This window comes from Streptomyces sp. NBC_00525 (assembly GCF_036346595.1).
In the GTDB taxonomy this organism is placed as follows: Bacteria; Actinomycetota; Actinomycetes; order Streptomycetales; family Streptomycetaceae; genus Streptomyces.
Map to the genome: position 1 here is coordinate 3,979,339 of NZ_CP107834.1, position 21,687 is coordinate 4,001,025.

25 protein-coding genes and 3 tRNA genes are annotated in these 21,687 nt (G+C 72.1%); 23 read left to right on the top strand and 5 right to left on the bottom strand.

The window, feature by feature from the left end:
- The first annotated feature begins 237 nt into the window (after positions 1-237).
- From OG710_RS17785 to OG710_RS17850, 14 genes are all read left to right on the top strand, one after another.
- Positions 238-654: an NADH-quinone oxidoreductase subunit A gene (locus OG710_RS17785; RefSeq protein WP_330240223.1), complete on the top strand. Its 417-nt coding sequence runs from the start codon at positions 238-240 to the stop codon at positions 652-654.
- The gene (locus OG710_RS17790; protein ID WP_330240224.1) at positions 645-1,304 is read left to right on the top strand and encodes an NADH-quinone oxidoreductase subunit B; all 660 of its coding nucleotides are present in this window, start codon (positions 645-647) and stop codon (positions 1,302-1,304) included. The genes OG710_RS17785 and OG710_RS17790 overlap by 10 nt, the downstream gene beginning before the upstream one ends.
- A complete protein-coding gene (locus OG710_RS17795; RefSeq protein ID WP_330240225.1) occupies positions 1,301-2,224 on the top strand; it encodes an NADH-quinone oxidoreductase subunit C in 924 nt (307 codons plus the stop codon). The genes OG710_RS17790 and OG710_RS17795 overlap by 4 nt, the downstream gene beginning before the upstream one ends.
- Positions 2,221-3,189 (top strand): complex I subunit 1/NuoH family protein, encoded by a 969-nt coding sequence (locus tag OG710_RS17800; protein WP_330240226.1) that lies wholly within the window; start codon positions 2,221-2,223, stop codon positions 3,187-3,189. The genes OG710_RS17795 and OG710_RS17800 overlap by 4 nt, the downstream gene beginning before the upstream one ends.
- Complete coding sequence (locus tag OG710_RS17805; protein WP_330240227.1) at positions 3,189-3,788, top strand: 4Fe-4S binding protein; 600 nt, start codon at positions 3,189-3,191, stop codon at positions 3,786-3,788. The genes OG710_RS17800 and OG710_RS17805 overlap by 1 nt, the downstream gene beginning before the upstream one ends.
- Positions 3,785-4,396, top strand: a complete 612-nt coding sequence (locus OG710_RS17810) for an NADH-quinone oxidoreductase subunit J family protein (protein ID WP_330240228.1) — start codon at positions 3,785-3,787, stop codon at positions 4,394-4,396. The genes OG710_RS17805 and OG710_RS17810 overlap by 4 nt, the downstream gene beginning before the upstream one ends.
- The gene (gene nuoK / locus OG710_RS17815) at positions 4,396-4,827 is read left to right on the top strand and encodes an NADH-quinone oxidoreductase subunit NuoK (protein ID WP_330240229.1); all 432 of its coding nucleotides are present in this window, start codon (positions 4,396-4,398) and stop codon (positions 4,825-4,827) included. Before OG710_RS17810 ends, nuoK begins: the two co-directional genes overlap by 1 nt.
- Entirely contained in the window at positions 4,824-6,824 is a 2,001-nt protein-coding gene (locus OG710_RS17820; protein WP_330240230.1) for an NADH-quinone oxidoreductase subunit 5 family protein, read from the top strand. The genes nuoK and OG710_RS17820 overlap by 4 nt, the downstream gene beginning before the upstream one ends.
- Before the next feature lie 27 nt (positions 6,825-6,851).
- Complete coding sequence (locus OG710_RS17825) at positions 6,852-8,402, top strand: complex I subunit 4 family protein (RefSeq protein ID WP_330242280.1); 1,551 nt, start codon at positions 6,852-6,854, stop codon at positions 8,400-8,402.
- Positions 8,399-9,934: an NADH-quinone oxidoreductase subunit N gene (locus tag OG710_RS17830; protein WP_330240231.1), complete on the top strand. Its 1,536-nt coding sequence runs from the start codon at positions 8,399-8,401 to the stop codon at positions 9,932-9,934. The genes OG710_RS17825 and OG710_RS17830 overlap by 4 nt, the downstream gene beginning before the upstream one ends.
- Positions 9,935-10,091: 157 nt before the next feature.
- A complete protein-coding gene (gene mscL, locus OG710_RS17835) occupies positions 10,092-10,556 on the top strand; it encodes a large conductance mechanosensitive channel protein MscL (protein ID WP_330240232.1) in 465 nt (154 codons plus the stop codon).
- A gap of 193 nt (positions 10,557-10,749) precedes the next feature.
- Entirely contained in the window at positions 10,750-11,613 is an 864-nt protein-coding gene (gene htpX, locus OG710_RS17840; protein ID WP_111337272.1) for a zinc metalloprotease HtpX, read from the top strand.
- Complete coding sequence (locus tag OG710_RS17845; RefSeq protein WP_111337274.1) at positions 11,610-12,002, top strand: YccF domain-containing protein; 393 nt, start codon at positions 11,610-11,612, stop codon at positions 12,000-12,002. The genes htpX and OG710_RS17845 overlap by 4 nt, the downstream gene beginning before the upstream one ends.
- A 108-nt stretch (positions 12,003-12,110) precedes the next feature.
- Positions 12,111-12,383 (top strand): GlsB/YeaQ/YmgE family stress response membrane protein, encoded by a 273-nt coding sequence (locus OG710_RS17850; RefSeq protein ID WP_111337276.1) that lies wholly within the window; start codon positions 12,111-12,113, stop codon positions 12,381-12,383.
- Between the two features lie 2 nt (positions 12,384-12,385).
- Here the strand turns inward: OG710_RS17850 and OG710_RS17855 are convergent, their stop codons facing one another.
- From OG710_RS17855 to OG710_RS17865, 3 genes are all read right to left on the bottom strand, one after another.
- Positions 12,386-13,066 (bottom strand): alpha-ketoglutarate-dependent dioxygenase AlkB family protein, encoded by a 681-nt coding sequence (locus OG710_RS17855; RefSeq protein ID WP_330240233.1) that lies wholly within the window; start codon positions 13,064-13,066, stop codon positions 12,386-12,388.
- Positions 13,066-13,608, bottom strand: a complete 543-nt coding sequence (locus OG710_RS17860; protein WP_330240234.1) for a methylated-DNA--[protein]-cysteine S-methyltransferase — start codon at positions 13,606-13,608, stop codon at positions 13,066-13,068. The genes OG710_RS17855 and OG710_RS17860 overlap by 1 nt, the downstream gene beginning before the upstream one ends.
- Before the next feature lie 231 nt (positions 13,609-13,839).
- On the bottom strand, positions 13,840-14,328 hold the full coding sequence (locus OG710_RS17865) for a YajQ family cyclic di-GMP-binding protein (RefSeq protein WP_239225166.1): 489 nt from the start codon (positions 14,326-14,328) through the stop codon (positions 13,840-13,842).
- Positions 14,329-14,544: 216 nt separating this feature from the next.
- Here OG710_RS17865 and OG710_RS17870 point away from each other — a divergent pair.
- A tRNA-Tyr gene (locus tag OG710_RS17870) sits at positions 14,545-14,626 on the top strand.
- A 49-nt stretch (positions 14,627-14,675) separates the two neighbouring features.
- Here the strand turns inward: OG710_RS17870 and OG710_RS17875 are convergent.
- Complete coding sequence (locus OG710_RS17875) at positions 14,676-15,332, bottom strand: SDR family oxidoreductase (protein ID WP_330240235.1); 657 nt, start codon at positions 15,330-15,332, stop codon at positions 14,676-14,678.
- 34 nt (positions 15,333-15,366) lie between these two features.
- The gene (locus OG710_RS17880) at positions 15,367-16,635 is read right to left on the bottom strand and encodes a hydrolase (protein WP_330240236.1); all 1,269 of its coding nucleotides are present in this window, start codon (positions 16,633-16,635) and stop codon (positions 15,367-15,369) included.
- Between the two features lie 214 nt (positions 16,636-16,849).
- On the opposite strand from OG710_RS17880, the gene OG710_RS17885 reads away from it, so the two are divergent.
- The 8 genes from OG710_RS17885 (at position 16,850) to OG710_RS17920 (ending at position 21,675) form a co-directional block, all read left to right on the top strand.
- A tRNA-Thr gene (locus OG710_RS17885) sits at positions 16,850-16,922 on the top strand.
- Between the two features lie 46 nt (positions 16,923-16,968).
- Positions 16,969-17,041: transfer RNA gene (locus OG710_RS17890), tRNA-Met, on the top strand.
- An 85-nt stretch (positions 17,042-17,126) separates the two neighbouring features.
- A complete protein-coding gene (rpmG, locus tag OG710_RS17895) occupies positions 17,127-17,291 on the top strand; it encodes a 50S ribosomal protein L33 (protein WP_003956487.1) in 165 nt (54 codons plus the stop codon).
- Positions 17,292-17,421: 130 nt separating this feature from the next.
- Positions 17,422-17,874 carry a MaoC family dehydratase N-terminal domain-containing protein gene (locus tag OG710_RS17900; RefSeq protein WP_111337287.1) on the top strand — a complete coding sequence of 151 codons (453 nt, stop codon included), beginning with the start codon at positions 17,422-17,424 and terminating at the stop codon, positions 17,872-17,874.
- The gene (locus OG710_RS17905) at positions 17,874-18,302 is read left to right on the top strand and encodes a MaoC family dehydratase (RefSeq protein ID WP_111337288.1); all 429 of its coding nucleotides are present in this window, start codon (positions 17,874-17,876) and stop codon (positions 18,300-18,302) included. Before OG710_RS17900 ends, OG710_RS17905 begins: the two co-directional genes overlap by 1 nt.
- A 162-nt stretch (positions 18,303-18,464) precedes the next feature.
- Positions 18,465-19,013, top strand: coding sequence for a TetR/AcrR family transcriptional regulator (locus tag OG710_RS17910; RefSeq protein ID WP_330242281.1), 549 nt, complete (start codon positions 18,465-18,467; stop codon positions 19,011-19,013).
- Positions 19,014-19,096: 83 nt separating this feature from the next.
- On the top strand, positions 19,097-20,548 hold the full coding sequence (locus tag OG710_RS17915; protein WP_330240237.1) for an MFS transporter: 1,452 nt from the start codon (positions 19,097-19,099) through the stop codon (positions 20,546-20,548).
- 71 nt (positions 20,549-20,619) lie between these two features.
- Entirely contained in the window at positions 20,620-21,675 is a 1,056-nt protein-coding gene (locus tag OG710_RS17920) for a UDP-N-acetylmuramate dehydrogenase (RefSeq protein ID WP_330240238.1), read from the top strand.
- The last annotated feature ends 12 nt before the right edge of the window (positions 21,676-21,687 follow it).

The window sequence follows — 21,687 nt, forward strand, 5'->3', positions numbered from 1 at the left end:
TGCCGGGCGCGCCATGGGGATGCCATGGGGCTCGTGGGTGAGACGAAGTAGGGATATCCCCACCCGCGCGCCGCTCACGCCACCCGCGCCCGCCCGTTCCCTTGCGTTGCCGCTCATTCCCATCCGTTGTCCGACGCAACTGCTTACCCGTCCTTTACAGGGCCTAGACTCCCGTGCGTACAGACCGTCGAACGGGTTGATCGTCGAACGGATTGATCCAGGGAGCGAGGGGCGGACGTGGCGGACCTTCCGGGCGTGGCGCCCACGCGGGCGGTGCTCGCGGCATCGGACTACTTCCACGGCTACTCGGTCGTGGGGCTCCTCGCCGTGCTCGGCGTCCTGTTCGTCGCGGCCGCCTTCGCCGGCAACCGGCTGCTGAGCCCCGTCGTCCCGACGCCGGAGAAGCTCCTCACCTACGAGTGCGGCGTGGACCCCGTGGGCGAGGGCTGGGCCCACACCCAGGTCCGCTACTACGTCTACGCGTTCCTGTACGTGATCTTCGCCGTGGACTCGGTCTTCCTGTTCCCCTGGGCCACGGTCTTCGCGGCCCCCGGCTACGGCGCGACCACGCTGGTGGAAATGTTCATCTTCCTCGGTTTCCTGGCCGTGGGACTGCTCTACGCATGGAAGAAGGGCGTCCTGGAATGGACGTGACGAGCCCGTCGCCCGCCGCAGCGGGGGACGAACCCGCCGCCGTACCGACGTTCCTCCCGGAACCGAAGCGCCTGGGCGTCCTGTCCCGGCTCGCGCCGGAACCGATGAAGGTCGTCCTCAACTGGGGCCGCCGCTACAGCCTCTGGGTCTTCAACTTCGGACTCGCCTGCTGCGCCATCGAATTCATCGCCGCCTCCATGGCGCGCCACGACTTCATCCGGCTCGGCGTCATCCCCTTCGCGCCGGGCCCGCGCCAGGCCGACCTCATGATCGTCTCCGGCACGGTGACGGACAAGATGGCCCCCGCCGTGAAGCGCCTGTACGAGCAGATGCCCGAGCCCAAGTACGTCATCTCCTTCGGCGCCTGCTCCAACTGCGGCGGCCCGTACTGGGACTCGTACTCCGTGACCAAGGGCGTCGACCAGATCATCCCCGTCGACGTCTACGTCCCCGGCTGCCCGCCCCGGCCCGAAGCGCTGCTCCAGGGCATCCTCAAGCTCCAGGAGAAGATCGCGCGCGAGTCGCTGGGGGAGCGTTACGCGGCTGCCGCCGGGGCGCGCCCGACGACGTCGGCGCTGCGCAGCGGCCTGGTGACGCCGCCTCCGGCCGCAGCCCCGGCCCCGGACGAGGACGAGGGGGAGCGCACGTGACCGCCTCCTTCGACCGGCTCCCGGACGCCGCCGCCGAGATCTTCGGCGAGGGCGCCACCGCCGAGCAGGCGTACGACCTGCTGACCGTGGACGTCCCGCCCACCGCGTGGCTCACCGCCCTGGAGACCGCCCGCGACGCCCTGGGCTGCACCTACTTCGACTGGCTGAGCGCGGTGGACGAGCCGGGCACGGGCTTCCGGGTCTGCGCCCACGTGGCGGCGCTGCCGGCGGAGCCCGGGTCAGGCGTACGGCGGCTGCTGCTGCGGACGACGGTGCCGCACGAGGCGCCCACGCTGCCCACGGCCATCGGCGTGTACGCGGGGGCCGCCTGGCACGAGCGCGAGACGCACGAGATGTTCGGCGTCGCCTTCGAGGGCCACCCGCATCTGGTGCCCCTGCTCCTCCCCGAGGGCTTCGAGGGCCACCCCCTGCGCAAGGACTTCGTGCTGGCCGCCCGCGTGGCGAAGGCGTGGCCGGGCGCGAAGGAGCCGGGCGAGCCGGAACACGGCGGCCCCAAGCGCCGCACGATGCTCCCGCCCGGCGTCCCGGACCCGAACGAGTGGGGCCCGCTCAAGGGCCGGCTCCCGGCGGCCCCTTCGCGCCCGGCCCGGCGTACGAGGACGGCGGGCGCGGCGACCCCGGCGGGCGCGGCGGCCCCGGCGGCTCCGGCGCGACCGGGCACCGAGGGCGCCCCGGAAGCCCCGGCACCCCGCCCGCGCCGTACCCGCAGCGCATCGCAGGGCTCGGCGAGCCAGCAGACACCGCCACCGGCATCGGCACCGGCGCCCGCCCCGGCACCGGCACCGACACCCGAATCGGACGCACCGTGGCACCACGCCCGCCCGGCGTTCGAGGACACCCCCAAGCCGACTTCCGACAAGCCCACCCCCGACGACACCCCCGGAGGCGATCAAGCGTGAACGACGCACTGGACGTCGCCCTCCGCCTCCTCGTCGTCTTCGCCGCCTTCCTCGTCCTCCCCCTGGTCGTGGGCCAGACCGAGCACAAGGTGATGGCCCACATGCAGGGCCGCCTGGGCCCCATGTACGCCGGCGGCTTCCACGGCTGGGCCCAGCTCGTCGCGGACGGCGTGAAGTTCGCACAGAAGGAGGACATCGTCCCGGCCGGCGCCGACCGCAGGGTCTTCCGCCTCGCCCCGGCCGTCGCCCTCCTCCCGTACCTCCTCGTCCTCGTCGCGATCCCGATCGCGCCGGGGGACGGCGCGGTCGGCCAGGTCCTGGACGCCGGAATCTTCTTCGTGCTCGCCGTCATGGGCATCGGCGTCCTCGGCTCCCTGATGGCCGGCTGGGCGTCCGCCAACAAGTTCTCCCTGCTCGGCGGCCTCCGCACGGCCGCCCAGCTCCTCGCGTACGAGCTGCCGATGCTGCTCGCCGCCGCCTCGGTGGCGATGGCGGCGGGCACGGTGTCGCTGCCCGGCATCCTCGACGCGTTCGAGTGGTGGTGGCTGCCCTGGCAGATCATCGGCGCCCTGGTCTTCTTCGTGGCCGGGCTCGCCGAACTCCAGCGGCCCCCGTTCGACATGCCCGTCGCCGACTCCGAGATCATCTTCGGCGCGTACACCGAGTACACCGGCCTGCGCTTCGCCCTGTTCCTGCTTGCCGAGTACGCGGGCATCGTCGTGCTGTGCGGGCTGACCACCGTGCTGTTCCTCGGCGGCTGGCACGGCCCCCTCGGCGACGACGGCCTCGGCTGGCTCTGGACCCTGCTCAAGACGGCCGTCCTGGCGTTCGTCGTGATCTGGCTGCGGGTCACCTACCCGCGCCTGCGCGAGGACCAGCTCCAGAAGCTCGCCTGGACGACCCTCATCCCGCTCGCCCTCGCGCAGATCGCGCTCACCGGCATCGTGAAGGTGGCGATCAACTAGTGCCCCCGATCCCCGGCTCAGGCCTGGCCAAGGGCCTCGCCGTCACCCTGCGGACGATGACGAGGAAGACCGTCACCGCCCAGTACCCCGACGTGCAGCCCGAGCTCCCGCCCCGCTCCCGCGGCGTCATCGCGCTGTTCGAGGAGAACTGCACGGTCTGCATGCTGTGCGCCCGCGAGTGCCCGGACTGGTGCATCTACATCGACTCCCACAAGGAGACGATGCCCCCGGCCGCCCCCGGCGGCCGCGAGCGCAGCCGCAACGTGCTGGACCGGTTCGCGATCGACTTCTCGCTCTGCATGTACTGCGGCATCTGCATCGAGGTGTGCCCCTTCGACGCACTGTTCTGGTCGCCGGAGTTCGAATACGCCGAGACGGACATCCTCGACCTCACCCACGAGCGCGACAAGCTGCGCGAGTGGATGTGGACTGTGCCGGAGCCGCCCGCACTCGACGAGCGCGCGGAGGAGCCGAAGGAACTCGCCGCCGCCCGCAAGACGGCCGACAAGATCCGCGCCCAGCAGGAAGCGGACCAGCTCCGCGCCCAGCGGGAGCAGGAAGCGGCGCGGGACGACGCCGCAGAGGGAGGCACGGCATGATCCCCGCCCTCGCGGCCGCCCCGGCGGCCCCCGGCTTCCTCTCCCCGACCGGCGTCGAGATCGCCTTCGTCCTCGTCGGCATCGCCACCCTCGGCGCGGCCCTGGTGACCGTCACGACCCGTCAGCTGGTGCACGCCGCCCTCTGGCTGATCGTGGCGCTCGGCGGCCTCGCCGTCGAGTACCTCCTGCTCACGGCGGAGTTCATCGCCTGGGTGCAGGTACTGATCTACGTGGGCTCCGTCGTCGTGCTCCTCCTGTTCGGGCTGATGCTCACACGCGCCCCCATCGGCCGCTCCCCGGACGCCGACTCCGAGAACCGGTGGGCCGCCCTCGTGGTCGCCGCCGCCTCCGCCGGCACCCTCGTCTGGGTCGTCGTGGACGCCTTCCGCACCACCTGGATCGAGCTGGACGGGCCCGCCCAGGGCACCACCAAGGCCACCGGCGCCTTCCTCTTCCGGCACTGGGTGCTCCCCTTCGAGGCGCTCTCCGTCCTGCTGCTCGCGGCCCTGGTCGGCGCGATCGTCCTCTCCCGCAAGGGCCGGGCCGACGCGCGCGCACCCCAGGCCCCCGCCGAGGCCGCCACCTCGCCCCGAGAGGACACGCGCTGATGCACCTCGCCTACCCCGCCGTGCTCTCCGCCCTCCTCTTCTGCACCGGGCTGTACGGCGTACTCGCCCGCCGCAACGCGATCCTCGTCCTGATGTCCGTCGAGCTGATGCTCAACGCCGTCAACCTCAACATGGTCGCGTTCGACGTCTGGCTCCGCGACACCCTGCATTCCGGCCAGGCCCTCACCCTGTTCACCATCGCCATCGCGGCGGCGGAGATCGGCATCGGCCTGGCCATCGTCCTCGCCGTGTACCGCAACCGCGGCACCTCCGACATCGACCGCCTCCGCGACACCGCCGAGACCGACGAGGCCGAGACCGTCCCGGCCGGCGACGACGAGGGCGACGACCCCGACGAGGGCACCGCCCGCCCCGAAGACCAGGCCACTGCTGCGGCAGGGAAGGCAAAGAAGGCAGAGGCCACCGCGTGACCACCACGACCCTCGCCGTCCTCGTCCCCCTCCTGCCGTTCCTGGGCGCCGTCGCCGGGCTGCTCGTCGGCCGCACCGCACCCGGCTACGTCCGGCCGCTCGCCGTACTGCCCGCCCTCACCTCCCTGGTCCTCGCCGCCGTCGTCGCCGCGCGCCAGGGCGGCGGCCGGGCCATCGACGCGGCGACCCAGCTCACCCCCACCGGCTCCGTCCCCATCGACCTCGCCCTGCACCTCGACGGCTTCGCCGTCCTCGTCGCCGTGCTGGTCGCCCTGGTCGCGAGCTGCGTGCAGATCTACTCCACCGCCTACCTCCGCGACGACCCCCGCTACCCCTCCTACGCGGCGCTGGTCTCCCTCTTCACCTCCGCGATGCTGCTCGTCGTCTACTCCGGCGACATCATGGTGCTCCTGGTCGGCTGGGAGATCATGGGCATCTGCTCCTACTTCCTGGTCGGCCACTACTGGGAGACGCCCGAGGCGCGCGCCGCCTCCCTCAAGGCGTTCCTGGTCACCAAGCTGGGCGACGTACCCTTCCTCATCGGCCTGTTCGCGCTCGCCGCCGACACCGGCTCCTTCCGCATCACCCGCATCCTGGGCGCCGTCGCCCACGGCGGCCTCGACCACCCCACCGTCATCGCGCTCCTGCTGCTGGCCGGGGTCGCGGGCAAGTCCGCGCAGTTCCCCCTGCACACCTGGCTGCCCGACGCCATGGCCGGCCCCACCCCCGTCTCGGCGCTGATCCACGCGGCGACGATGGTCGCCGCCGGCATCTACTTCGTGGCCCGGCTCCTCCCCGTCTTCGCCGCGTCCGGCGCGGCCCTCGTCGTCCTCGCCGTGATGGCCGCCGTCACGATGATCGGCTCCGGGCTCGCCGCGCTCGCCCAGGACGACATCAAGCGCGTCCTCGCCTACTCGACCATCGGTCAGCTCGGCTACATGTCCGGCGCCCTGGCCGTCGGGGACCGGGGCGCGGCCGTCTTCCACCTCGTCTCGCACGGTGCGTTCAAGGCCGTCCTCTTCCTCGCGGCCGGCGTCGTCATCCACGCCGCCGGCACCAACTCACTGGCCGCCATGTCCCGGATGCGCGGCCTCGCCGGCCGCATCCCGGACGCCTACTGGACGATGACCGTCGCCCTGCTGGCCCTGGCCGCCATCCCGCCGTTCGCCGGCTTCTTCTCCAAGGAAGCCGTCCTCGTCGCCGCCGAACACACCGCGCTCGGCGACCGGCACGTCGCCCCGGCCGCCGCCGGCTGGACCGTCCTCACCGCCGGGCTGCTGGCCGCCGTGCTCACCGGCGCCTACGCCATCCGGCTCTGGCTCCTCGCCTTCCGGGGCCGGGGCGCCGAGGCCCCCGACCATGGCAGGCAGCCCGTCGCCATGTCGGCCGTCCTGTGGGTGCTGGCCGTCCCCACCCTGGGCCTCGGGCTCACCGCAGGCGTCATCGGCGACTGGTTCGACGGCCACGCCCTCACCCCCTCGCTGACCACGGCCGTCCTGTCCACCGGCCTCGGCCTCGTCGGCGGACTGGTCACCTATGGGGCCTGGCGCCACACCACCGCGCTCGCCGCCCGCTTCCCCATGGGCTCGGTCGTCGCCCACCCCGAAGCCGAACCCGCCCTGGTCGAGATCGAGGCCATCGAGGCCCGGACCGCCGCCTACGGCCCGGCCGGCGACGCGCCCGACCCCGCCGACCCCGGACGCCTGCTGCTCGGCCCGCTGCACCGCCACGCGGCCACCGGCTTCCACCTGGACGCCCTGTACGCGGCGCTGTTCGTCCGCCCGCTCCAGGCGGCGGCCCGCCTCGTCCGCTTCCTGGACCGCGAGGTCGTCGAGACCTACGTACGCGGCTCCGCCACCGGCGCACGCTGGTTCGGCACGGCGGTCCGCCGCGCCCAGACCGGCAATGTGCAGACCTACCTCAGCGCACTGCTGGCCGGTTCCCTGGTCCTGGCGGTCGCCGCCGTCGTCTACGCCAACGTCAACGCGGGGTCCTGAGCCGTGATCGATATCAGCCCGTCCGTGATGCAGTTCCTTCTGGCGTTCACCGTCGCCGGACCGCTCATCGGCGCCGTCAGCGCCCTGCTCCCCGCCCCGCCCGGACTCAAGGGCCGCAACCCGGACCAGGCAGTCCTCCGGCACGGCGTGACCGTCACCGGGGCCATCCTGCTGGCCACCCTGGCGCTGGCCGCCGGCTTCGACCACGACCAGCCGTCCAAGATGCAGGCCACCACCGACATCAGCTGGATTCCGGCGCTCGACGTACGCATCCACCTCGGCATCGACGGCATCTCGCTCCCCCTGCTCGTCCTGACCGCGCTGCTGACCTTCCTCTGCGCGCTCTACAGCTACTTCAAGCTGCCCGAAGGCCCCTCCGCCAAGGCATTCGTCGCCCTGCTCCTCTTCCTGGAGTCCGGCACCCTCGCCACCTTCGCCGTCCTCGACCTGATCCTGTTCTTCCTGGCGTTCGAGATGGTCCTCATCCCGATGTACTTCCTCATCGCCCGCTGGGGCGGTGCGCGGAGGCAGGCGGCCGCCTGGAAATTCATCCTCTACACACTGCTCGGCTCGGTCGTCATGCTGCTGGGCCTGCTCCTGATCGGACTGAAGAGCGGCACCTTCGACATGGTGGCACTCGCCACTGACAACGGCCGCGGGCTCACCTCGTCCGTGCAGGTCACCGCCGTTCTGGCGATCGGGATCGGGCTCGCCGTGAAGACCCCGATGTGGCCGCTGCACAGCTGGCTGCCCGACGCCCACACCGCCGCCCCGACCGTGGGCTCCGTGCTCCTGGCGGGCGTCCTGCTCAAGATGGGCACGTACGGGTTCGTCCGCATCCTGCTCCCGGTCGCCCCGGACGGAATGCACACCTTCGCCCCGTACCTCGCGGCCTTCGCCGCCGCCGGCATCGTCTACGGGTCGCTCGCCTGCCTGGCGCTCGCCCGGCCCGGCGCCAAGGGCGACCTCAAGCGGCTCATCGCGTACTCCTCGGTCGGCCACATGGGCTTCGTCCTCCTCGGCATCGCGAGCATGACCCCCACCGGCGTCAACGGCGCGCTCTTCGCCAACATCGCCCACGGGCTCATCACCGGCCTGCTGTTCTTCCTGGTCGGCGCGATCAAGGACCGCTACGGCACCGCCGACCTGGACACCCTCGCCGGGGCCACCGGCGCCGCCCTCTACGGCCGCGCGCCCCGCCTCGGCGGCCTCCTCGCGTTCGCCGCGATCGCCTCGCTCGGCCTGCCCGGACTCGCCGGGTTCTGGGGCGAGATGCTCGCCATGTTCGGCGCGTTCGACCCGGCCGAAGGGCTCAGCCGGCCCGCCTTCCTGACGTTCATGTCCGTCGCCGCCTTCGGCACCCTGCTCACCGCCGCGTACCTGCTGATCGTCGTCCGCCGCGTCTGCATGGGCGCGACCGACGGGGAACCGCGGCCGGTCGCCGACGTGCAGAGCTACGAATTCGCCGCCTGGACCCCCCTCGCGGCCCTCACCGTCCTCGCCGGCCTGTGGCCCGCCGTCCTCCTCGGCCTCACCGACCCGGCCGTGCAGAAGCTCCTCGCGGGAGGCAAGTCGTGAACGTGACAGCCGCAAGCGCCTCCGGCGCGGCCAGTCTCGTCCAGTCCGTCGACTGGCTCGCCATCGCGCCCCCCGTCACCGCCGCGGCCGTCGCCCTCGCCGTCCTGGTCGCCGACCTCTTCGTACCCGCGGAGCGCAAACCGCTTCTGGGCTACGGGGCCGTCGCCGGACTCGTCGCCGCGCTCGCCCTCATCGTCCCGCTCCACGAGGGCGACCGCTCCACCTTCTGCCTCACCGCGGGCAGCCGCGCCTGCAGCTACACCGCCGACCACTTCACCCTGGTCATCCAGGCCCTCGTGCTCGGCGGCGCCCTGCTCACCGCCCTGCTCTCCATCGGCGACACCCGCAAGCTGCCGGCCGGCGAGTTCTGGTTCCTGCTGCTGTCCTCCGCCGCCGGAGCCGCGCTGCTGCCCGCCGCACGCGACCTCGCGACCCTGGTCATCGCCCTCGAAGTCGCCTCGCTGCCCGCCTTCGCCCTCGTCGGCATCAAGCGCGGCGACCGGCGCTCCTCCGAGGCCGCGCTGAAGTTCTTCCTCTCCTCCGTCACCGCCACCGCCGTTATGCTCCTCGGCGTCAGCTTCGTGTACGCGGCCACCGGCACCCTGCACCTCACCGAACTGACCGGCCGCCTCGAACACGTGGACGGGCAGCTGTCCACCCTCGCCGGGGCGGGCGTCGCGCTCACCCTTGTCGGCTTCGCCTTCAAGACGGCCGCCGCGCCCTTCCACTTCTGGGTCCCCGACACCTACGTCGGCGCCCCGCTGCCCATCGCCGCCTACCTCTCGGTGGTCGGCAAGGCGGTCGGCTTCACCGGGCTCATCCTCGTCACCGTGATCGCCTTCCCGGCCTACGCGGACGTGTGGGGCCCGGCGCTCGCGGTCCTGGCCGCGCTCACGATGACCCTCGCCAACGTCGCCGCGCTGCGCCAGAGCGCCACCCGCGCGCGGGGCGCCGTACGCCTGCTGGCCTGGTCCTCCGTCGCCCAGGCCGGCTATCTGCTCGTCCCCATCGCCGCCGCCGCGTACGCCGGGGAACGCACGATCGGTTCCACCGTCGCGTACGCCCTGATGTACGCCGTCGTGAACCTCGGCGCGTTCGCGGTGGCCGCCCTGGTCGCCCGTACCCGCCCCGGCAACCGCATCGACGACTACCGCGGCCTGTACGCGACCCGGCCCCTGGCCGCCCTGGCGCTGGCCTTCTTCCTGCTCTGCCTGGCCGGTCTGCCGCCGGGGATCATCGGCCTGTTCGCCAAGGTCACGGTCTTCTCCGCCGCCGTGGACGCCGGACTGGGCTGGCTCGCCGTCGTGATGGCCGTCAACGTCGTGGTCGCGCTGTACTACTACCTGCGCTGGACCGCGATCCTCTTCCGCGCCCCCGCGCCGGAAGACGGCTCCGGGGACGACGCGCCCGCCGTACGCCACCACGTCCCGGCGCCGCTCACCGCCGCGATCGTCCTCACCACCGCCGGGGGAGTCGTCCTGTCGGGCGCCCCGCAGGCGGTGCTCAGGTTCGCCGCCGTCAGCCTCTTCTAGTCGCCCACCCGTTCCGACATCGCCCATCTGTTCGATAGGCGATTCCATAAGTAACAAGATCGGTTTGCCCCGAGCCGCCCCCACAGGGCAGGGTCGGGGCCGCGCGACGCGTATGGACGTCGCACCACCGTCGCACCACCACAGAGGAGCCAGAGCAGTGCTGAGCGGGTTCAAGGACTTCATCCTGCGCGGAAACGTCATCTCGATGGCGGTCGGTCTCGCCGTGGGAGCCGCGTTCACCGCGGTCGTCACCGGGTTCAGCAACGGCTTCATCGTGCCGCTGATCGGCATCATCACGCGCGGCACCGGCGACTTCAGCAAGGCCCACTTCAAGGTGGACGGCGTCGACTTCCCCTACGGCCTCTTCGTCAGCGCCGCGATCGCCTTCCTCATCACCGCCGCCGTCCTCTACTTCTGCGTCGTCGTGCCCATGGCCAAGGTGCAGGACCGCTTCACCAAGAAGGAGGAGGAGGCGCAGATCGACATCAAGGCCGCCCAGCGCGACTGCCCCCGCTGCTACACCGCGATCCCCGCCATCGCCTCCCGCTGCGCCCACTGCACCAGCGAGGTCGAGCCCGACCCGGAGGCCCTGGCCCTCGCCAAGCTCCCCGCCCAGCGCTGAGCACCCCGCACGCCCCACCCGTACGGCCCAGAGCCGCCCCCACGCGTACAGCCGGGGCGCTCGGGGCCGTACGGCCGTCCGCACAAGGGAACTAGCTCTCCTCGCCTGGCGTTGACCGGTACGGGAGGCTCCACTGGGGAGTGGAGCCGCACCCAGCAAGGGTTCCCCTGCTGCACGATTTGGAGGGCGTACCGTGCACCGCCGGCACAACGGGCTGAGAACCGCCGTACTCCTCGGGGGCCTGTCCGCACTCATCATCGTCATCGGCAGCTTCTTCGGACGCACGGGCCTGATCGTCGCCCTCCTGGTCGCGATCGGCACCAACGCCTACGCGTACTGGAACAGCGACAAGCTGGCGCTGCGCGCCATGCGCGCCCGTCCGGTGAGCGAATTCGAGGCGCCCCAGCTCTACCGCATCGTCCGCGAGCTGTCCACGTCGGCGCGCCAGCCCATGCCCCGCCTCTACATCTCCCCGACCCAGGCCCCCAACGCCTTCGCCACCGGCCGCAACCCGCGCAACGCGGCGGTCTGCTGCACGGAGGGCATCCTCCGCCTGCTGGACGAACGGGAGCTGCGCGGCGTCCTCGGCCACGAGCTGAGCCATGTCTACAACCGGGACATCCTGATCTCCTCCGTCGCCGGAGCGCTGGCCTCCGTCGTCATGTTCCTGGTCAACTTCGCCTGGCTGATCCCGGTCGGCCGCTCCAACGACGACGAGGGCCCCGGCCTCCTCGGCATGCTCCTGATCATGATCCTGGGCCCGCTCGCCGCCTCCGTCATCCAGCTCGCCGTCAGCCGCTCCCGCGAGTACGAGGCGGACGCCTCGGGCGCCCGGCTGACCGGCGACCCGCTGGCCCTGGCCGGCGCCCTGCGGAAGCTGGAGGCCGGTACGCAGCAGCTTCCGCTGCCCCCGGAGCCGAGGATCGAGACCGCGAGCCACATGATGATCGCCAACCCGTTCCGCGCGGGGCGGGGCATGTCCAAGTTGTTCTCGACCCACCCGCCGATGGCGGAGCGCATCGCCCGACTCGAGCAGATGGCAGGTCCTCGCCCGTGAAAACCATTCTGAACGTCATTTGGCTGGTCCTCTGCGGATTCTGGATGTTCCTCGGCTACCTGCTCGCGGGACTCCTCCTCTGCATCACGATCATCGGCATCCCCTTCGGCCTCGCCGCCTTCCGGATCGGCGTCTACGCCCTGTGGCCCTTCGGCCACCGCGTCGTCGACCGCCGGGACGCGGGCGCGCCCTCCTGCGTGGGCAACGTCCTCTGGCTGGTCCTCGCCGGCTGGTGGCTGGCCCTCGGCCACATCACCACCGGCATCGCCCTGTGCATCACGATCATCGGCATCCCGCTGGGCATCGCCAACTTCAAGCTGATCCCGGTGTCCCTGATGCCCTTCGGGAAGGAGATCGTCCGCACCGACCAGCAGTTCGCCGGCTGGTAGGAGCCCCCGTAAGCCCCTGCTCCTGCCGTCGGAAGCCCGGTTCCGCAACCGCCCGCCCGTCTCCCGCGTCTTGGATTCCAGGACAGAGGGACGGGTAGGTTCGCACGCATGACCATTATCGGCTGGATCATTCTCGGGCTCGTCGCGGGCGTCATCGCCAAGGTCCTGCTGCCGGGCCGCGACCCCGGCGGTCTCGTGGGCACGACGCTCATCGGGATCGTCGGCGCGTTCCTCGGCGGCTGGATATCCGCGCGCTTCCTGGACCGCGAGATCACCAAGGACTTCTTCGACCCGGCGACCTGGATCGCGGCCATAGGCGGCTCGCTGGTCCTGCTGATCGCCTACCGGCTGCTCTTCGGCAACTCCCGCGAACGCCGCTGAGGTCAGCCCCGCAACCCCGTCTCACGCAACGTCACATTGAGCCGGCCGCCGCTCATCCCCGTACCGGGCGGAGCGGTGCCCGGCCGGACGGCCGGCACCCCGTGGAACGCCCGCCGCGAGGGCCCGCCGAACACGAACAGATCCCCGGACGCCAGCTCCACATCGGTCCACGGCCTGCCCCGGCCCCCGCTGTTGCCGAACCGGAAGACACAGGTGTCGCCGACGCTGAGGGACACGACCGGCGCTCCGGACGCCTCCTCGTTGTCCTGATGCATGCCCATGCGGGCGGCCCCGTCATAGAAGTTCACCAGCGCGGCATCGGGCGCGTACGCCTCCGGACCGCTGCCCGCCGCCCCGTCCGTCCTGCCTGTCCCGTACGCCTCCGCCACCGCTGCGCGGCCCAGTTCGGCCAGCCGGGCGGGAAAGGGCAGCACCCGCGCGCCGTTCACGTCGTCCGCCGTACGCGAGTACCGGTACGGCTGCCAGTGCCACCCCAGACACACCGTGCGCACCGACATCACCCCGCCGCCCGGCAGCGCCGTGTGCCGCAGCGGTACGGGCCCCAGGGCCCATTCCCGGCACGCCGCCACCAGCCGCCGCTGCTCCTCGGGCGACAGCCACTCCGGTACGTGCACCGCGCCCGGCGCGACGACCGTACGCGGCCTGGGGAACAGCCCCTCCATCAGCGCGCGGCGAGGGCGGTGGGTGTGGTGAGGGCGGTGAGGGCCCCTTCGAGTCCGAGCAGCCGTTCCTTGCGCTCCAGCCCGCCCGCGTACCCGCGCAGCGCGCCGTCCGCGCCGATCACCCGGTGGCAGGGGCGTACGACCAGCAGCGGGTTGCGGCCGATGGCCGTGCCGACGGCCCGCACCCCGGCGCCGCTCGCGCCGACCCGCTCGGCGATCTGCCCGTACGAGACGGTCTCGCCGTACGGAACGGCCTCCACGGCCGCCCAGACGCGCCGCTGGAACTCCGTACCGCGCCCCTGCGCGTACACCAGCTCGAACCGGGTCCGGTGCCCCTTGAAGTACTCCCGCAACTGCTCCGCCGCCCCGTCGAACGCCGCGGGGACGTGCGCCCAGCCCTCCTGGCGGACGGCGCCGCCCTTCTGACCGGGCAGGGAGAGCGAGACGAGCGCGGCCTGCCCCGTCTGTCCGGCCCCGTGCAGTCGCTCGCCGACCAGCAGCAGCTCGCCGAGCGGGCTGTCGACCGTCGCGTACATGGTCATGACCGAGCCTCTTCTCCATCCGTACGACCGGCCGAACCACCGGCCGCCACGACCCAGTCTGCTGCGCCCGCACCGCAGTGACCGGCGGTATTCGGACACGCAGCCCGCGACGAGCAGCCGGCGATCCGCTCCGGCACGGCCGCCGGCGGGGAGGGCGCGTCGGGGCGCGAGGTCGCAACCGCGACCGGCGCCCCGATCCCGGCCCTCCCCGCCGGCGGGCGACCCGGCGGACTACCGGTAGTTCACGAACTGGATGTCGAAGTCGAAGTCCTGCCCCTTGAGCAGCGCCTGCACGGCCTGGAGGTCGTCCCGGCTCTTCGAGGTGACGCGCAGCTCGTCGCCCTGGACCTGGGCCTTGACGCCCTTGGGGCCCTCGTCGCGGATGATCTTCGCGACCTTCTTGGCGTTCTCCTGGGTGATGCCCTCCTGGATGGAGGCGAACAGCTTGTACTCCTTGCCGGACAGCTGCGGCTCACCGGCGTCCAGCGACTTCAGCGAGATCCCGCGCTTGATCAGCTTGGACTGGAAGATGTCGAGGATCGCCTTGACCCGCTCCTCACCATTCGCCTGCATCAGGATCTTCTCGCCGGACCAGGCGATCGAGGCGTCCGTGCCCTTGAAGTCGTAGCGGGTGGAGATCTCCTTGGCGGCCTGGTTGAGGGCGTTGTCGACCTCCTGCCGCTCGACCTTCGAGACGATGTCGAAACTGGAGTCGGCCATGACGTGTGGCTCCTTGGATCGGGGGTGCTGGGAAAGGACGTGCCTGGCGCGACGGGCCGCGAACCCCGCGAGCCCCGCCACCGGCCAAGCCTAGCCACCCCCGCCCGCGAGGAGCGCCGAAGAATCCGGTGGCGAAGCACCCCCGGTCATCAGGTATTGTTTACGTCGTTGCCAGAGAGCACCGCAGCAAAGCGGAACTCGAAGGCGGCATCCCTTGGCGGTGTGCCCGAGTGGCCAAAGGGAGCAGACTGTAAATCTGCCGGCTCAGCCTTCCCAGGTTCGAATCCTGGCGCCGCCACAAGCAAGACCCCCGTCCTTCCGGACGGGGGTCTTCTTCGTTGGGGCGGTCAGTTGCCCGCGATGTCCTTCACCGCTACCGCCAGCGGCACCGTGCCTCCGATCAGTTCCAGGGTCAGGCCCGCTGTGGCCGGGGTGTCCAGGAGTTCCAGGAGGGTTGCCGCCACGTCGTCGCGGGGGATCGGGCCGCGGCCCGTCTTCGCGGCCAGCAGGACCTGGCCGGTGCCGGCGTCGTTGGTGAGCATGCCGGGGCGCAGGATCGTCCAGTCCAGACCCGACCTCGCCCGCACGTCCGCGTCCGCCGCGCCCTTCGCCCGCAGGTACACGTCGAACACCTCGTCCCCGGCGTGCTCCGGGTCCGCGCCCATCGAGGAGACCACGACGTAACGGCGCACCCCCGCCCGCTCCGCCGCGTCCGCGAACAGGACGGCCGCGCCCCGGTCCACCGTGTCCTTGCGGGCCGTACCGCTGTTCGGGCCGGCGCCGGCCGCGAAGACCGCCGCGTCGGCGCCGCGCAGCACCTCCGCGACCTCCTCGACCGCGGCCGACTCCAGATCCAGCACCACCGGCTCGGCGCCCGCGTCCCGGAGGTCCCCCCGCTGCTCGGGGTTGCGGATGACGCCGACCGCCTCGTCCCCGCGCGCAGCGAGCAGCCGCTCCAGCCGCAGCGCGATCTGACCATGTCCACCTGCGATGACAATGCGCATGCGATCGACGGTACGCCGGAGCGCGCCCCCGCGCTCACGCCCCGCCGGTGGATTCCGGCCGTCCCTGGCGCGGCAGTCCCGGGCCCCGCCCGGCGGCCGGTGCGTCGCCGTACTCGCGCACCGCGCTCGTCCGGGCGACCACCCGCCCCCGGTGCACCACGATCCGGCTGTACGCCTGCGACAGCGCGTCCGCGATCCCCTCCCCGCGCACGGCGAGCAGCTCCGCCGGGAAGCCCGCCTCGACCCGGACCTCGGGAAGCCCCAGGACGTGCCGCGCCCCCTCCGACACCGCCGCATAGGCGTCCGCGGGGCTCAGGCCGCCCTGCGAGGCCAGCAGGAACGCGGCCTCCAGCGGATCGCCGCGCCCCACCGGGTTGGCCGGGTCGCGCAGCGCCCCGCTGCCCGCCGCAACACGCACCCCGGCCGCCCGCAGCAGCCGTACCGGCGCGGTGCCCCGGTCCGCCGCGTCGGCGCAGGCGCCCTGCGGCAGGACGGCCACGGCCACCCCGGCGCCGGCCAGCCGGTCCGCCAGCCGGGCGGCGGTGTCGGCGGGCAGCCGGGCGAGCCCGGCGCAGGGACCGATGGCGACCCCCTGGCGAAGTTCGGCGGCCGACGCGGCCAGCCGGGCCAGCAGGGCGGGGTCGCCGCCGTCCGTGTGCAGGTCCGCGGGGCAGCCGTGCTCGGCGGCGACCGTCAGGACGGCCTCGGCGTACCCGGACGGGTCCGGGGCGGGGTCCGGGCAGCCGCCGACCGCGTCCGCGCCCGCCCGCAGCGCGTCGCGGAGCAGCGCCGAAACGTCCGCCCCGGCAACCCCGTCCGCCCCGCTCGGCGGCCCGGGCACGGCGACGACGGTCAGCTCGACCAGGCCGCGCAGGGAGCGCCCGGCCCGCAGGACCGCTTCGAGCCCGGCCAGGCCCCGGCCGCCGCCGATCCGGACATGCGCGCGCAGCGCGGTGGCGCCGTGGCCGAGCTGGAGCAGGGCGGCCTCGGTGGCGCGCCGCTGGATGTCCTCGGGGCGCCCGGAGGCCGGTCCCGCGAGGCCGGCGGTGAGGGCGGTGTCGCCGTGGGCGTGCGGTTCGGCGGGCGCGGGGAGCAGCAGATGGCCGCGCAGGTCCAGCCGGGCGCCGGGGGCGGTGAGGCTGCCCGCGGTGCCCACGGCCTCGATGCGGCCGCCGCAGACGCGTACGTCCACCACCCGGCCGTCCGCGAGCCGGGCGCCGCAGAGGGTCAGCGCGCCGTTCTCCGGGGCACCGGCGGCGCCGGCCGCGTGGTCGTCGGGGCGCCGCGGCTGGTCGTCGGGCATCGTGCTCCAGGAGACGGCTCAAGATCACAGAGAGTGAGTAGAGCCTAGAGGTGTGACCCACCCCGTTCCGGCAAGAGCGCAATAGTCGTACCGGCGCCGCCTTGCTGATCAGCGGTGTGCGGGCGGCCGGAGCGGGGTACGGGACGGGGATGGCCGGGCGCCGCGAAACGGATTTGGGCGATCGGCGACCGAGCGTGTAATGTCTTCCTCGCTCGCCCCAATAGCTCAGTCGGTAGAGCGTCTCCATGGTAAGGAGAAGGTCTGCGGTTCGATTCCGCATTGGGGCTCTGGTGATCGAGAGTCCCCGCTTCGGCGGGGAGGATCAGTCATCAAAGCGGTGTAGCTCAGTCGGTAGAGCAAGCGGCTCATAATCGCTGTGTCACCGGTTCAAGTCCGGTCACCGCTACAAAAAGTAGCCGATTGTGGGGTCGGTCCTTCGATCGGCTACTCTTTTCTGCGTTCATCCGTTCATCCGTCCAAGGAGCACTCACGTGGCTGCCACCGACGTCCGCCCGAAGATCACGCTGGCCTGCGTGGAGTGCAAGGAGCGGAACTACATCACCAAGAAGAACCGGCGCAACAACCCGGACCGTCTTGAGATGAAGAAGCACTGCCCGCGCTGCAACTCGCACACGGCGCACCGCGAAACGCGCTGAATCAGGCTCGTGCACGAGGCCGTCCCCTCCGGGGGGCGGCCTCGTGTCGTTGTGCGGGCTTGCCGTTGAATGGGGCGGGACGCCGCCACAGGCCGGCCCAGTCGTCTTTCATCCAGGAGGTTGCGAGTTCATGGCGCTCGACCAGTCCTTCGTGGGACGGACCTATCCGCCCACCGCGCCGTACGAGGTCGGACGGGAGAAGATCCGCGAGTTCGCCGAGGCCGTGGGCGACGCCCACCCCGCGTACACCGACCCCGAGGCCGCGGCGGCGCTCGGCCACGGCGATGTCATCGCCCCGCCGACCTTTGTGTTCTCGATCACCTTCAAGGCCGCGGGCCAGGTCATCGAGGACCCCCAGCTCGGGCTGGACTACAGCCGCGTGGTCCACGGCGACCAGCGGTTCGTCTACACCCGCCCGGTGCGCGCCGGGGACCGGCTGACGGTGACCTCGACCATCGAGGCCGTGAAGTCCATGGCGGGCAACGACATCCTGGACGTCCGCGGCGAGGTCCACGACGCGTCCGGCGAGCACGTGGTGACCGCCTGGACGAAGCTGGTGGCGCGCGCCGCCGAGGAGGCGTGATGACGGCGAAGGTGAGTTACGAGGCGGTCGAGGTCGGCACGGAGCTGCCGGCCCGGTCCTTCCCCGTCACCCGTGCGACGCTCGTGCAGTACGCGGGTGCCTCGGGCGACTTCAACCCGATCCACTGGAACGAGCGCTTCGCCCGCGAGGTCGGCCTGCCCGATGTGATCGCGCACGGCATGTTCACCATGGCCGAGGCGATCCGGATCGTCACGGACTGGGCCGGCGACCCGGGCGCGGTCGTGGAGTACGGGGTGCGCTTCACCAAGCCCGTCGTCGTCCCGGACGACGACAAGGGTGCGCTGATCGAGGTCAGCGGCAAGGTGGCCGCCCTGCTGGACGACCGGCGGGTGCGGGTGGACCTGACGGTGATGAGCGACGGCAAGAAGGTGCTGGGCATGTCGCGGGCCGTGGTGCAGCTCGCCTGAGAGGCGCCGCGTCACGCATCGGTAAGGGGCACGGTCCATGGGCCGTGCCCCTTACGCGTACCCCCGCCCCGCCGGCACCGACACCGGAGCCCCGCTCACGGGCCGTCCCGCCACCCCTTGACCAAGTTAGTGATTGAGTACTAACTTACCGGCATGGCAAGGATGAGTGCAGACGAGCGACGCGAGAGCGTCATCCGCGCCGCGGTCACCGAGTTCGCCCGCGGCGGGTACAGCGCGACCTCCACCGAGTCGATCGCCAAACGGGTGGGCGTCTCCCAGCCGTATCTCTTCCGGCTCTTCCCCAACAAGCAGGCGATGTTCCTCGCCGCCTCCGAGCGCTGCCTCCGCGAGACCTGCGAGGTTTTCGCCGAGGCCGCCGACGGGTTGGAGGGCGAAGAGGCGCTGCACGCCATGGCCCGCGCCTATCAGCGGCTGATCGCCGACGACCCGGACAAGCTGCTCATGCAGATGCAGATGTACGCGGCGGTCGCCGCCGCCGAGGCGGCCGGTGACCACGCCTTCGGCGAGTCGGTACGGGCCGGCTGGCTGGAGCTCTTCGACTCCGTCAACCTCGCGCTCGGCGCCGACGCCAACGACGCCACCACCTTCCTCGCGTACGGCATGCTCGCCAACACGCTGACCTCGCTCGGCTTTCCGGCCGGACACCGGATCTGGTCCGGCTTCTACGACTCGGCCAGGCCGCTCACCTGAGATGACCGTCGTCCTCTCCGGGTTCGGCCCGGTTTTCTGCCCAGAAAAGTTAGTGACCAATTACTAACCCTCCAGGGGGAGCAGTGAACCAGCACACGAAAGGCCGCGCGGGAGCGGCCTGGGCCCTCGTCATCACCAGCGTCGCCGGCTTCATGGCGGCCCTCGACAACCTCGTCGTCACCACCGCCCTGCCGTCCATCCGCGAGAGCCTCGGCGGCGAGGTGGAGGAGCTGGAGTGGACGGTCAACGCCTACACCCTGACCTTCGCCGTCCTGCTCATGTTCGGCGCCGCCCTCGGTGACCGCTTCGGCCGCCGCCGGCTCTTCCTCGCCGGACTCACCGTCTTCACCGGCGCCTCCGCGGCCGCCGCCCTCTCACCCGGCATCAACGAACTCATCGCCTTCCGCGCCGTCCAGGGCGTCGGCGCCGCGATTATGATGCCGCTCACCCTCACCCTGCTCACCGCCGCCGTGGAACCGGCCCGCCGGGGCATGGCGCTCGGCATCTTCAGCGCCGTCACCGGCCTCGCCGTGGCCGGCGGACCCCTGATCGGCGGCGGCCTCACCGAACACATCTCCTGGCAGTGGATCTTCTGGCTCAACGTGCCCATCGGCCTGCTCCTGCTGCCGCTCGCCCGCTTCCGCCTGGCGGAGTCCTACGCCCCCGACGCCCGGCTCGACCTCCCCGGCACCCTCCTCGTCAGCGGCGGCCTCTTCGGCCTCGTCCACGGGCTCGTCAACGCCAACGCCGACGGCTGGACCGACCCCACCGTGCTGACCTCGCTCCTCGCCGGCACCGCGCTCCTCGGCGCCTTCGTCCACCACGGCTTCCGCAGCCGCAGGCCCATGCTGCCCATGCGCCTCTTCCGGGACCGCGGCTTCTTCGGCATCAACATCGCCGGCCTGCTGATGTACCTCGGGATGTTCGGCTCGATCTTCCTGCTCAGCCAGTACTTCCAGAGCGTCCTCGGCTACTCGCCCACCGAGGCCGGACTGCGCATGCTGCCCTGGACCGGGATGCCGATGCTCGTCGCCCCGATCGCCGGAATGCTCTCCGACCGGTTCGGCGGCCGCCCCGTCGTCGTCACCGGCCTCGCCCTCCAGGCCACCGGACTCGCCCTCTTCGCCCTGGCCATCGCCCCGGACGCCTCCTACGTCTCCCAGCTCCCCGGACTCGTCGTCGGCGGCATCGGCATGGCCCTGTACTTCGCACCGGCCGCCGGCCTGGTGATGTCCAGCGTCCGCCCCGGCGAACAGGGCATCGCGTCCGGCGCCAACAACGCCCTGCGCGAGGTCGGCGGCGCCCTCGGGGTCGCCGCGCTCACCACCGTCTTCTCGGCGCGGGGCGGCTTCGGCTCCGCGCGGTCCTTCACCGACGGGACCGTGCCGGCCGTCTGGATCGGCGCCGGGGTCGTCGCCCTGGCCGCGCTCGTCGCCCTGATGATCCCCGGTCGCCGCGCCGCCGCGACGCCGGAACCCGGAACCGCCGCCCGGGTCGAGGGGCACACCGGGGAGCCGGTCTCCGTACCCGCCTGACACACCCCGTACACCCGGCACGGTCCGTGGCCCCGCCCAGCGGCGGAGCCGCGGACCGTACCCTTGTCCCCGTGCAGGAACTCCACGACGCGCCCCTCGCCCCCCTGACCACCTTCCGGCTCGGCGGCCCCGCCACCCGGCTGCTCACCGCCACCACGGACGACGAAGTGGTCGAAGCCGTCCGCGAGGCCGACGACAGCGGCACCCCGCTCCTGGTCATCGGCGGCGGCAGCAACCTCGTCATCGGGGACAAGGGCTTCGAGGGCACCGCCCTGCGCATCGCCACCAAGGGCTTCGTCCTGGACGGCGGCTGCCTGGAACTGGCCGCCGGCGAGGTCTGGACCGACGCCGTCGCCCGCACCGTGGAAGCCGGGCTCGCCGGCCTCGAATGCCTCGCCGGAATCCCCGGCTCCGCGGGCGCGACCCCGATCCAGAACGTCGGGGCCTACGGCCAGGAGGTGTCCGCCACCATCACCGAGGTCGTCGCCTACGACCGGCGCAGCCGGGAAACGGTCGTCCTGCCCAACTCCGAGTGCGCGTTCTCCTACCGGCACAGCCGCTTCAAGGCCGAACCCGACCGGTACGTCGTGCTGCGCGTCCGCTTCGGCCTGGAGGAGTCCGGCGGGCTGTCGGCGCCCCTGAAGTACCCCGAGACCGCACGGGCCATGGGCGTCGCGGAGGGCGACCGCGTTCCCGCGGCGGACGCCCGCGAAACCGTGCTCCGGCTGCGCGCCGGCAAGGGCATGGTGCTCGACCCGGAGGACCACGACACCTGGTCGGCCGGGTCCTTCTTCACCAACCCGATCCTCGATCAGGACGCCTTCGACGCGTTCCTGGACCGGGTCGCCGACCGGCTCGGACCCGACGTCACGCCCCCCGCCTTCCCGGCCGGTGACGGACGTACGAAGACCTCCGCCGCCTGGCTCATCGACCGGGCGGGCTTCACCAAGGGCTACGGCACCGGACCCGCCCGCATCTCCACCAAGCACACCCTCGCCCTCACCAACCGGGGCGCGGCGACCACCGAGGACCTGCTCGCCCTGGCCCGTGAGGTCGTCGCCGGGGTGCACGCGGCCTTCGGCGTCACCCTCGTCAACGAACCGGTGACGGTGGGCGTCAGCCTGTAGGGCCCGTCCGGC

Bases quoted from the DNA above. Each gene is read 5' to 3' on its own strand.
- OG710_RS17880 (WP_330240236.1), bottom strand. From the start codon at position 16,635: ATGCCCGACGACCAGCCGCGGCGCCCCGACGACCACGCGGCCGGCGCC.
- OG710_RS17855 (WP_330240233.1), bottom strand. From the start codon at position 13,066: ATGGAGGGGCTGTTCCCCAGGCCGCGTACGGTCGTCGCGCCGGGCGCG.
- OG710_RS17910 (WP_330242281.1), top strand. From the start codon at position 18,465: ATGAGTGCAGACGAGCGACGCGAGAGCGTCATCCGCGCCGCGGTCACC.
- OG710_RS17850 (WP_111337276.1), top strand. From the start codon at position 12,111: ATGACCATTATCGGCTGGATCATTCTCGGGCTCGTCGCGGGCGTCATC.
- OG710_RS17900 (WP_111337287.1), top strand. From the start codon at position 17,422: ATGGCGCTCGACCAGTCCTTCGTGGGACGGACCTATCCGCCCACCGCG.
- OG710_RS17860 (WP_330240234.1), bottom strand. From the start codon at position 13,608: ATGACCATGTACGCGACGGTCGACAGCCCGCTCGGCGAGCTGCTGCTG.
- OG710_RS17875 (WP_330240235.1), bottom strand. From the start codon at position 15,332: ATGCGCATTGTCATCGCAGGTGGACATGGTCAGATCGCGCTGCGGCTG.
- OG710_RS17790 (WP_330240224.1), top strand. From the start codon at position 645: ATGGACGTGACGAGCCCGTCGCCCGCCGCAGCGGGGGACGAACCCGCC.
- OG710_RS17825 (WP_330242280.1), top strand. From the start codon at position 6,852: ATGCAGTTCCTTCTGGCGTTCACCGTCGCCGGACCGCTCATCGGCGCC.
- OG710_RS17810 (WP_330240228.1), top strand. From the start codon at position 3,785: ATGATCCCCGCCCTCGCGGCCGCCCCGGCGGCCCCCGGCTTCCTCTCC.
- OG710_RS17865 (WP_239225166.1), bottom strand. From the start codon at position 14,328: ATGGCCGACTCCAGTTTCGACATCGTCTCGAAGGTCGAGCGGCAGGAG.
- nuoK (WP_330240229.1), top strand. From the start codon at position 4,396: ATGCACCTCGCCTACCCCGCCGTGCTCTCCGCCCTCCTCTTCTGCACC.
- OG710_RS17905 (WP_111337288.1), top strand. From the start codon at position 17,874: ATGACGGCGAAGGTGAGTTACGAGGCGGTCGAGGTCGGCACGGAGCTG.